The sequence below is a fragment of the Rhodoferax sp. genome, from assembly GCF_018063565.1.
Classification (GTDB): domain Bacteria; phylum Pseudomonadota; class Gammaproteobacteria; order Burkholderiales; family Burkholderiaceae_C; genus Rhodoferax.
The window spans coordinates 1-9,762 of the sequence record NZ_JAGPBB010000107.1 but is presented as its reverse complement, the minus strand read 5'-3'; the positions used below and the strand labels follow the sequence as shown (position 1 = coordinate 9,762).

Annotated in this window: 10 protein-coding genes and 4 pseudogenes; 3 read left to right on the top strand and 11 right to left on the bottom strand. The window is 57.9% G+C overall.

Features of this window, described 5'->3' with window-relative positions; all coding sequences use genetic code 11:
* Nucleotides 1-158 precede the first annotated feature (158 nt).
* The 9 genes and pseudogenes from KBF66_RS17160 to KBF66_RS17120 form a co-directional block, all read right to left on the bottom strand.
* Nucleotides 159-815 (bottom strand): annotated as a pseudogene (locus KBF66_RS17160) (Tn3 family transposase); the annotation flags it as partial.
* A 309-nt stretch (nucleotides 816-1,124) separates the two neighbouring features.
* Entirely contained in the window at nucleotides 1,125-1,394 is a 270-nt protein-coding gene (locus KBF66_RS17155; RefSeq protein ID WP_296660189.1) for an STAS domain-containing protein, read from the bottom strand.
* Between the two features lies 1 nt (nucleotide 1,395).
* Nucleotides 1,396-2,043, bottom strand: a complete 648-nt coding sequence (locus KBF66_RS17150; RefSeq protein ID WP_296660186.1) for an ABC transporter substrate-binding protein — start codon at nucleotides 2,041-2,043, stop codon at nucleotides 1,396-1,398.
* Nucleotides 2,044-2,124: 81 nt separating this feature from the next.
* Entirely contained in the window at nucleotides 2,125-2,892 is a 768-nt protein-coding gene (locus tag KBF66_RS17145) for a VacJ family lipoprotein (RefSeq protein ID WP_296660182.1), read from the bottom strand.
* A gap of 41 nt (nucleotides 2,893-2,933) precedes the next feature.
* Nucleotides 2,934-3,419, bottom strand: coding sequence for an outer membrane lipid asymmetry maintenance protein MlaD (gene mlaD / locus KBF66_RS17140; protein WP_296660178.1), 486 nt, complete (start codon nucleotides 3,417-3,419; stop codon nucleotides 2,934-2,936).
* 66 nt (nucleotides 3,420-3,485) lie between these two features.
* Complete coding sequence (mlaE, locus tag KBF66_RS17135; RefSeq protein WP_296660174.1) at nucleotides 3,486-4,268, bottom strand: lipid asymmetry maintenance ABC transporter permease subunit MlaE; 783 nt, start codon at nucleotides 4,266-4,268, stop codon at nucleotides 3,486-3,488.
* Nucleotides 4,265-5,109 (bottom strand): annotated as a pseudogene (locus tag KBF66_RS17130) (ATP-binding cassette domain-containing protein). The gene mlaE and the pseudogene KBF66_RS17130 overlap by 4 nt, the downstream one beginning before the upstream one ends.
* Nucleotides 5,110-5,289: 180 nt before the next feature.
* A pseudogene (gene gltD / locus KBF66_RS17125) lies at nucleotides 5,290-5,476 on the bottom strand (glutamate synthase); the annotation flags it as partial.
* A 307-nt stretch (nucleotides 5,477-5,783) separates the two neighbouring features.
* Nucleotides 5,784-6,353, bottom strand: coding sequence for a MarR family transcriptional regulator (locus tag KBF66_RS17120; RefSeq protein WP_296660170.1), 570 nt, complete (start codon nucleotides 6,351-6,353; stop codon nucleotides 5,784-5,786).
* Between the two features lie 88 nt (nucleotides 6,354-6,441).
* Between KBF66_RS17120 and KBF66_RS17115 the strand changes: the two genes are divergently transcribed.
* From KBF66_RS17115 to KBF66_RS17105, 3 genes are all read left to right on the top strand, one after another.
* Entirely contained in the window at nucleotides 6,442-6,906 is a 465-nt protein-coding gene (locus KBF66_RS17115; RefSeq protein ID WP_296660167.1) for a PaaI family thioesterase, read from the top strand.
* On the top strand, nucleotides 6,890-7,327 hold the full coding sequence (locus KBF66_RS17110; protein WP_296660164.1) for a PaaI family thioesterase: 438 nt from the start codon (nucleotides 6,890-6,892) through the stop codon (nucleotides 7,325-7,327). Before KBF66_RS17115 ends, KBF66_RS17110 begins: the two co-directional genes overlap by 17 nt.
* A gap of 143 nt (nucleotides 7,328-7,470) precedes the next feature.
* Nucleotides 7,471-8,142, top strand: coding sequence for a transglutaminase family protein (locus KBF66_RS17105; RefSeq protein WP_296660161.1), 672 nt, complete (start codon nucleotides 7,471-7,473; stop codon nucleotides 8,140-8,142).
* A 256-nt stretch (nucleotides 8,143-8,398) separates the two neighbouring features.
* Here the strand turns inward: KBF66_RS17105 and KBF66_RS17100 are convergent, their stop codons facing one another.
* Nucleotides 8,399-9,247 (bottom strand): hypothetical protein, encoded by an 849-nt coding sequence (locus tag KBF66_RS17100; protein WP_296660158.1) that lies wholly within the window; start codon nucleotides 9,245-9,247, stop codon nucleotides 8,399-8,401.
* A gap of 60 nt (nucleotides 9,248-9,307) precedes the next feature.
* A pseudogene (locus KBF66_RS17095) lies at nucleotides 9,308-9,762 on the bottom strand (zinc-binding dehydrogenase); the annotation flags it as partial.

Genomic DNA, 9,762 nt, shown 5'->3' with positions numbered 1-9,762 from the left:
CGGCTCTGGACTTGTCAGCACGAAAGAACCGGTCAAACAGGCGTGGCAGCCTTTCCGGGTGAATGTCCGCACCGTGATTTGTCACACTGTCGGCGCCGATTCAATATTGACCCCGGGTCAATTTTCGGTCGGCGCCAACAGTCATAGACTATCAGTTAGTCGGTAGAGCGCGGTTCAGGCCCGAGCATGATCCAGCTAAACCGCGCCTGGGCGTCTACGGCCAGAATCACTTACGGCGATTGAACATTACCGATGCGGTGATCCAAAGCCGCGCGCAGTTTGGTGACTTCCGGGTCTTCGTCTTCAGCGGGGAGAGCTGAGAGATGGAGCTCATCGTCGACGCGCAGTGCACCATTGCGTGCCGACTCGGCCACCCGACTCGACGCCGGCAGTGACCCCGGCCAGCAAAGGTTTAAGTAACGTGGCCGCCTTGCCTGGCAACGACAGACGGGCATAGTGCTTCTTGGCCTCGTCTTTCCAGATCTCTTCCGTGAAGAACAGGCGCGCACGACCGCAAAAGCTCAGGCTGTGCTCAATCCAGACCGAGCCATTGCGCACCGCGCGGTGCAGGGCAAACAGGGTGGCCACCTCCAATGCCTGAAACGCCCGCTCCCGGTCTGGGCTGGAGATCGACACCTGCCGACCCTTCCCAGACTTGGTGCCACAACATCGTCAGGCAGCTTTCTGGAGCCTTTGAGATATAACGCTCGCAGCCCGGCCAAGGGTTCGATGGCCGGATGCTCGCCGGTGGCTTGCCATGGGAGCTTTGCAATGGCCACCAGCAGCGACCGCACGGGGCGAATGCCAGACAGCAAGGAATTTAGTGCGGTATGGGCCAGCGGCAGGCACTGCATTGTCCCCGTGCACTCCCTCGAAAAGACGCGTCGCGTGCAATGGCGATGGGAAAAGTTAAGTGTCTCCAGCAGGGATGGCGGCTCCCTGGGCGTCGCCGGGTTGTGGTCAGTGGGAAAGTCCTTGTCCGGCGCTACTGTCTATAGTTTTGCGCTGCTGTCCATTGGCGCCAGCGGGCCCACGCGGCGACGCATAGCTTTTGGAGACAGACTGGAAGGAAATGGCGGACATGGTCAAACCGCCATTTTAGGCGGCCTTGGCTCAAGAGAGGATCAGGTAGAGGGCAACAGCCCTTCGATGCCGTACAGGGTAGCGAGGTCGCTCATATGCTGGGGCAGGCCCTGCACGACCAGGGCCTTGCCACCGCGCATACAGACGCGGCGCAGTTCCAGTAATACGGCCAGCGCCGAAGAGTCAAAACGCCCCAAGGCCGTGGCGTTGACCACCACGGGGGACGCAGTTTCAGCGCCCAGACCCGTGATCAACTGCGCCAGACAGGCTTTGGCCTGCCCGTGGGTCAATTCAGCCGGCAAACTCAGCACATCAGGCCTTTTTGCCACTGTTGTTGGCTTTGTTGCGTTCGGCCAGAGCAGAAATCAATCCATCGATACCCTTGGTGTTGATTTCGCTGGCGAACTGGCTGCGGTAGGTTTCCACCAGCCACACGCCCAGCACATTCAGGTTGTAGATGCGCCATCCTGCGCCCTGGCCGGGAGTCTTCTCCAAGCGGTAGTCCAGTTGGATGGATTCACCGCTGCCTTTGATTTCGGAACGCACCAGCACTTCCTTGTCTTCCGGGGCGATGCGCAGCGGCTTCATCGTGATCAGTTGATCTGACACCTGGGCCAAGGCGCCCGCGTAGGTGCGCACCAACAGGGTCTTGAATTCTTCTTGCAAACGTTTTTGCTGATCGGGCGTGGCCTGACGCCAAGCGGGTCCCACCGCAGATGCCGTCATGCGCTGGAAGTTGACATTGGGCATGATGCGCGAATCGACCAAGGCGACGACCTTTGCCATATCGCCAGCGCGAATCGCTTTGTCGTTCTTGATGGTTTCCAGCACATCGGTCGACAAACGCTTGATCAAGGCGTCTGGTGCCTCGTCTTCCGCGTGCACCATAGGGGCCGCAAAGGCTGTGGCCAACAGAACAGAGGCTGCCAGAACCTGGCATAAAAAAGCGCGTTTCATCATATTTGTTCCTAGATCCTGTAAATAGCTTGCATTACTCCGTGTGCCGTCTTAACGCGCCCGGCAAGCCCCAAGCCGACACGGCTACTGGGCTGCGGAGGCTGGGGCCGCAGGAAGCGCCGCGGCTGGCTCGGAGTCCCAAGACGTCGTATCCTCGTCTGGCGGGTTGCCGTCATACACTTGGTTGCGCCGACGCTGCAAGAAGGCATCCCGCGTGAAACTGTATTTGTCCAGCGCGGCGCCATCGACCACGTCGCCCGCCTTCAGGTAGGTGGCGCGTGTGTCGACCGCGCTGACAATAGTCAAGGCATCACGGGTGGGCACATCTTGCACAGAATTCACGAGATTGCCTGGGATGTCTAGGGAAAGGGCCAGCGTGTCTCGCAGCGTAGAAGCTCCCCAAAATGGCAGCACGACAAAAGGACCAGGCCCAACACCCCAGCGCCCCAGCGTCAAACCGAAGTTGGCGGAATGGCGCTCCATGCCCATTTCACTGGCCACATCCAACAGGCCACCCAGACCCATCGTGGTGTTGACCACTACGCGGCCAAAGCTGTCCGCAGTGTCCAGCCCACGCAATTGCAAAGCGTTGTTGACCAGCGACCAGACATCGTCGAGGTTGGTGAAAAAGTTGTTGATGCCGGTGCGCATCCAATTGGGCATGACACGGGCGTATACCGTTGCCACGGGTTTGACGACAGCACGGTCGACCGAGTCATTGAAAGTAAACACACTGCGGTTCCAGGACTCCATGGGGTCCCGCGGGTCCTTCTGGGGTACAGCAGTACAGGCTTGCAGCGCGACCACCGCAAGCACCGCGCTCCAGCGGATTAGTTGATCCCGCCACGGCATTGGCGTCCGCGGGTCAGTGGATCGCATAACGTCATTCGCACTCATTTTTTCTCCGGCCCCGGGCTACTGCTACCCTCCGCCGCCTTACTGTATAGGAATTGGCTGATCAGGTTCTCTAACACGACGGCCGACTGGGTTGCCCCAATCACATCCCCCGCCGCTAGGTTCTTGTCCGCCGCACCGGCTTCTATGCCAATGTACTGCTCTCCGAGCAGGCCGCTGGTCAAAATTTTCAACGAGCTGTCCTTGGGAAAGGCATAGCGGCTTTCCAGAGCCAGCGTCACGCGGGCCTGGAAGGTCTTGTCGTCAAAGGTCAGCGTCTCGACGCGCCCCACCACCACCCCGCCGCTGCGCACCGCTGCCTTGGGCTTGAGCCCCCCGACATTGTCAAACTTGGCAGAGACGTGGTACGTGGACTGGAAATTCAGGGACAACAAATTGGCCGACTGCAGCGCCAGAAACAAAATGGCCACGGCTCCGATGAGCGCAAACCCACCCACCCACACGTCATTCTTGGAACGCTGCATGAAATTCCTTTTTCTAATCAGTTGAGGACAGAGCTGCGCTTCGCTCCGGTCTGTCCCACGAAGTATTCAAATAGTAAACATCATCGCGGTCAGGATGAAATCCAGTCCCAGCACCGCCAGTGAAGCCATCACCACCGTGCGCGTAGTCGCGCTCGCTACGCCTTCGGGTGTGGCTTGGGCCTCAAACCCCTGGAACACGGCGATAAAGGTCACCGTCAAGCCAAACACAAAACTTTTGATGACGCCGTTGCCCACATCCTGCCAAACGTCGACACCACCCTGAATCTGGCTCCAGAACGAACCGGAATCCACGCCGATCATCACCACGCCCACGGCCCAGCCACCAATGACGCCCATGGCGCTGAACACGGCCGCCAGCAGGGGCATGGCGATGACACCGGCCCAGAAACGCGGCGCCAGCACCCGCTGAATGGGATCCACGGCCATCATTTCCATGACGCTGATCTGCTCACCGGCCTTCATCAAACCAATCTCGGCGGTCAGCGAAGTGCCAGCCCGTCCGGCAAACAGCAAGGCCGTCACCACCGGACCCAGCTCGCGTACCAAGCTGAGCGTGACCAGAAGGCCAAGCGCCTCGGAGGAGCCATAGCGCTGCAGGGTGTAGTAGCCCTGCAGGCCGAACACAAAGCCCACGAACAGGCCGGACACCGCAATGATGGCCATCGAGTAGTTGCCCAGAAAGTGGATCTGGTCGCGCACTAGGCCGAAGCGGCGAAAGGTTGGCACGATCGACAGCAGCAACTTGAAGAACAGCCGTGCGGCATAGCCCATGTTCGCCAGTTTGCTGCGGGTGGCAAAGCCTGCATCGGCGGGTTTGTACCAACTCATCGCGTCACTCCGACCTGTTTTTGTTGTAGTGGTGTCCTGCCCGCATCCGGGCCGAAATCGTCGTCCACACTGTGCGCCGGGTAGTGAAAACGCACAGGCCCTTCGGACAGTGCATTGACATACTGGTACACCAGAGGGTCGTTGCTGTTGAGCACATCCTGGGGCGTGCCCTGCGAGGCCACCTTACCATTGACCAGGATGATGACGTGGTCGGCAATGGTGAAGGTCTGCTCCAGCTCATGCGATACAAAAATGCTGGTCAACCCCATGGAATCGTTCAACTGCCGGAGCAGGCGTGCCGAGGTGCCCACGTAAATCGGATCGATACCGGTGAACGGCTCGTCGTACATCACCAGTTCGGGGTCCAGCGCGATGGCACGTGCCAGTGCCACCCGGCGCGCCATACCGCCCGACAGGGCCGAGGGCATCATGTCGCAAGGATTGCGCAAGCCTACGGCATTGAGCATCATCAGCACGATGTCGTGGACCGTCTCTTCGGACGACAGGTCGGTGTGCTCGCGCAGTGGAAAGGCCACGTTGTCATAGCCGCTCAAGTCGGCAAACAGCGTTCCAAACTGGTACAGCATGCCCATGCGGCGCCGTGCGGCATAGAGTTGTCGCGGTCCATGACCGTCACATCCTGGCCATCAAACAGCATCTGCCCCGTTTGCGCCCGGTTTTGACCGCCAATCAGACGCAAAATCGTCGTTTTGCCCCCACTAGACGCACCGACCTTGCCACGCGGCACGGTCAGCGACACGTTATTCAATGTGACGCGTTCCCCGTAGCCAAAGCTCAGGTTGCGCAGCTCGACGAGCGGGGTGGGTGGGTGGGAAGCCATAAAAAAACAAAAACCGGGCAGTTTCCGGCTGTTGGATGATAAGGGATTCGTGTTAACCCTTGTATTTGGCGTGCATCAATGCGACAACCCTGGAGCAATAAATCCGCGCTGGGCCGCCCCAAGCGGATTTAGCCCCCTCGGGGGCAGCGACCCGCGCAGCGGTGCAACGTGGGGGCCACATTACCGGGGCAAGTCGCTGGCCCCCATCAGATACTCATCAACCGAACTCGCAGCTTGGCGGCCTTCGCGGATCGCCCAGACCACCAGGGCGCACGTCACCAGCCGCAAACACCTTGGGTACGTTGGTTGCATAGCCGTCGATGAAGTCTGTGCTTGCTTTGGCATTGCCGCGGGTATCCTTGTCGACTGGGCACATGCATCCGATTGCATCGGGTGGATGGCGTACTGCGCGTGGTCCCCGACGCGACCACGCCCACCAACAAAAAGCCGACGCCTAATTCTGTGGCGCTGTGGGAGTCGTGCAGTCGCTGGTGGCGCGAACGCGACTCCAACGCAGGCAGTACGGTGCGCACCAAGACTCAATCACACCGTAGCGCGTGAAGCGTTGCCGGTCAGCAGTCACAACAGTCACCGTCGTAAAAATCTTGGGTCGGGAGTCGCATATCGAGCGATGCATGGTAGCCACAACAACGAGTTATCGATACCTATTGGATTTACCGACGCGGTGTGCGAGTTGCGCCGTCGCGACCCATGCGCAAAGATTTCTCTTTCGATGTCGCCAAAATAGTCCCTGGCAAGATACGGGCGGCCCGCTTTTTGCGCTTTGCCGATGATTCAGTGTTATCAAATAGCGAAGCTGTACTCGCAAGGTTGTCGCGCATCGACCTCAAAGCTTTATAGGCGCCGTTAATCTGCTCTTCGTTCAGTCCCTGCATAGCTCTGATTCGAACGACATCCGCTACTTTTTCGACCGTTCGGATTTGGCGTAAGCCTTCAGCACTCAGAAACATCTGATTGACTCGGCCATCGTTTGGATCTGTTCGACGCTCCACCAGTCCGGCGGATGCAAGCTCATCGAGCAAACGGGCCAAGGTCATCTGCCCCACCTCGAGAAGTTCGGCAAGCTCGACTTGCCGGATACCTTGATGCGTTGAGATGTATAAAAGTGCCCGGGCCTGAGCCAAGGTCAACCCACTGCCTTTCAATGCATCGTCGAAAACCCGCTTAATAAGCCGCCATACATCCGATAGCATGAAGCCTAGATTATCGCGTTGAAGGTCCATGGGGTTGCGTCAATTGGTAAGTAAAGCTTATGATCTAAGTATCGCGCTGCTGCCCTATATCAGCACTTGTCGAACAGGATAGCTCAATATGAATTCAAACGCTCCGCATCCTTGGCGCGACATGATGGCTTACATACCCTTCAACCAGGAGCTCGGAATTGAGTTCGTCCATGTTGATGGCTTGAACTGTGCGCTACGTCTGCCTTACCGTGACGCTTTGGCCAGCGATCTGCATACGCAGTCGATGCACGGTGGTGCTCTGGCTGCACTCGCAGACAACACATTTGGTTTTGCGGTGTTTCGCCGATTGACGACCCATCGCGCATTCGCGACACTGGACCTGCGCATCGACTACATGCGGCCAAGCCTGCCGAGTGTCGCGGTCACCTGTGTTGGGTGCTGCCACGAGGTCAGTGAGCAGTTCGCATTTGTTCGCGGATACCTTTACGACGACGCACCGGATCGCCCGATTGCGACTGCGGTCGGCGTGTTCATTTTCACAAGCGGCCTGCTGGCAAACGCTCCGGAGACTTTGCATGATGTCACTGTCTGATACCGTTTCAGCCGCAAAGGCGACTCGCGATGGGGCACCCTTGATCGCCGATATACCCTTTGCGCAATTTCTGGGCATGCGCCTGGAATTGGACCAGCAAGAGCTGCTCTTCTTCTTGCCCACATCGCCCCGGTTGATCGGAAATCCCATTTTGCCGGCAATGCACGGTGGCGCGATGGCGGGTTTTCTCGAAAGCGCAGCTATGTTGCATTTGTTGTGGACAAATGGATCGATTGGCATGCCAAAACTAGTTGACTTCCGAATCGACTATCTGCGCAGCGCAAAGGTGCTGGATACTTGGGCAGCAGTCCGACCTTTGCGCGTGGGTGGCCGGGTTGCAAACCTACGAGTTGAGGCCTGGCAGGAAAGCCCAGACCGAATAGTCGCCGTTGGCAGCGGGAACTTTCTGCTTTCAGGCTGAGCCGTTTTCTGTGGTGTTTCGTCACGCTGACGTTTTAAATATTTCATAGTATTCACCGAAGTCGTTGAACGTATATTTCGTTGACCGTAATCTTAAGTGGCGACTGTATTGGAACCCTAACCAACCGACGGGAACAGACCTCAATGATTGATAAACCTTCTGCGGCCGCGTTAGCGCCGACGACGCTGATCGACAGCGACCACCCCGACGTAATCGCGTTTGCGCACGTCAACGCCAGAGGCGCAACCGAACGTGAGCGGGCCGTCTCGTTGTACTACGCCGTACGCGATGGGTTCCGCTACGACCCGTACCGTATTGATCTCTCGCCCGCAGGCATGCGTGCAAGCCATGTGCTGTTGATCCGAGTCGGATGGTGCGTGACGAAAGCGTCACTACTGACCGCTGCGGCGCGCGCTGCTGGCATTCCGGCGCGCGTGGGTTACGCCGACGTACGTAACCACCTGTCGACTGAACGCATGCGGCAGATGATGCAAACCGACCTTTTCATCTGGCACGGCTACTCGGAAATGTGGCTCGATGGTACCTGGGTCAAGGCTACGCCTGCGTTCAATATCGAGCTATGCGAGCGCTTCGGCCTGCTACCCCTCGATTGGGATGGACGCGTTGATTCGCTCTACCACCCGTGCGACCGCGAGGGCCGGCGGCACATGGAATACGTGAACCAGCGAGGCAGTTTCTACGATGTGCCGCTGACGCGAATGGTCGCCGATTTCTCTGTCACCTATCCGCGGCCTCGGATAACCGAAACTTCCGAGGCCTGCTTTGACGCAGATGTCGACCGGGAAACGCTATAAGCGTAGGCGTGCCCGCGTTAAGACAAGCTGTCTTGCAAAACCAGCTCCCATTGCGGCTTTTGGCTTGATTTGATGATAAAAAAATGAGAAATCAACTTAGGCGGCTTTGCGTTGCCAGGACAGCGCATCCACTTGGCTGATCCTTTGGTTGCTGACGACGAAAGTCCCAGCATGTAGATCTACACCCTTGGGCGAAACCTACGATGTCGAAGACTGGCTGCCTAATACTGACTCACTTCAGTCGCGCCCATGATGTCTAGAACAGGAAGCCGAGCGAAAAGACTTGCTCGCTCATCCAGATCGTCTGGTCCGCCGTGCCCTTGTAAACAGGCACACCCTTCAGCGCACCGTATGCGAACTTCTGCGTCAATTCGCCGTAGATGGATTTGTAGATGCGGTAGCGCAGACCCACTTCCGTACCCACGGTCCAGCCATTGAGTTGCCACCAGTCGTTACTGGAGAAGCAGCAGATGTTTTCGTTCTTCGGGCCTACCTGGTTCTCCTTTCCGAAAATGGTGTTGTCCGCATGCGGCAGCAAAATGCCCGCGCCAACGCGGCTGATCAATTGCAGGTGGCCTGCCTGTTGCTCAGGCCCGCGCAAATGTTTCAACCACACCGCATTGACCATGACATGGTTCAGGCCGTTGTGCAGCGCGTAGGTGAAGTTCTGCGGCGTTAGCGCCATGCTGCCGGGCGCAGGCTGGTTGTTGATGGTTCCGCTGACCGATGCGGTTTGGCCGAAATCAGTGTTGTATTTGGTGTGGTCCAGCGAAAACTCGATCGCGAACGTCTTCTCCGGATTCATGAACTTTCCAATCCGAATATTTTCCTGCGGATTGGTGAAGTCGAAATTGACCAGCGAATTGAGTGTATCCGACACACTGCCGGGAAAGTCACTCGCAGCGGCCTTGTGCACCGTGAAGTCATTGCCCAACTCGGGCTGGGACACATGGATGTCGCTGGGTGCGTACTGCTGGCGGCTGTAGCCCCACGAAAAATACCATTTGCCCTCATCCTTGAGGGCGCGGTTGAAGCTTTCCTTGGTGGAGTCCTGCGGAGCGCCCTGTGCCAACACTGTGGCGCACGGTGCCAGGGAAACCAGCACAGCGGCCAGGAAGTGCTTGGAGATTCGTGTTTTCATAGAGCTCCATTGTATTGGCACACCTCAAAGTGTCAGGATCGAGCACCCAGTTGTTTGACGTGCCTCATGGTCTTTGTGTGCCTGCGGCACCTGGTCCAACGCATAGTGCTGGCCGATATGGATCTTGACTTTGCCGCTCTGCCCTACCGCAAACAGATCAGCCACACATGGCCTGTGTTCTCTCGCGGGTGGTGATGTGGCAAAACAGCGTCAAGCGCGTGACATATAGCGAACCCTTGGGCGCCAGAATGCCGGGCGCAAACGGGGCGACCGGACCGGACGCCGCGCCAAAGCAGGCCATCAGGCCAAAGGGTTCCAAACAACCCAGCGATTTGTCGAACGTATCCTTGCCCACCGAGTCGTAGACCACCTTGACGCCCTTGCCACCGGTAATCTTCTTGACCTTGGCAACAAAATTATCTGCTACATAATTGATAGCGCTCTCCGCACCATTGGCAAGCGCCAGAGCACTTTTTATG

Excerpts from the sequence above, each read along its gene's own strand:
- KBF66_RS17150 (WP_296660186.1), bottom strand. The coding sequence starts at position 2,043 with ATGATGAAACGCGCTTTTTTATGCCAGGTTCTGGCAGCCTCTGTTCTG.
- KBF66_RS17145 (WP_296660182.1), bottom strand. The coding sequence starts at position 2,892 with ATGCCGTGGCGGGATCAACTAATCCGCTGGAGCGCGGTGCTTGCGGTG.
- mlaD (WP_296660178.1), bottom strand. The coding sequence starts at position 3,419 with ATGCAGCGTTCCAAGAATGACGTGTGGGTGGGTGGGTTTGCGCTCATC.
- mlaE (WP_296660174.1), bottom strand. The coding sequence starts at position 4,268 with ATGAGTTGGTACAAACCCGCCGATGCAGGCTTTGCCACCCGCAGCAAA.
- KBF66_RS17120 (WP_296660170.1), bottom strand. The coding sequence starts at position 6,353 with ATGGACCTTCAACGCGATAATCTAGGCTTCATGCTATCGGATGTATGG.
- KBF66_RS17115 (WP_296660167.1), top strand. The coding sequence starts at position 6,442 with ATGAATTCAAACGCTCCGCATCCTTGGCGCGACATGATGGCTTACATA.
- KBF66_RS17110 (WP_296660164.1), top strand. The coding sequence starts at position 6,890 with ATGATGTCACTGTCTGATACCGTTTCAGCCGCAAAGGCGACTCGCGAT.
- KBF66_RS17105 (WP_296660161.1), top strand. The coding sequence starts at position 7,471 with ATGATTGATAAACCTTCTGCGGCCGCGTTAGCGCCGACGACGCTGATC.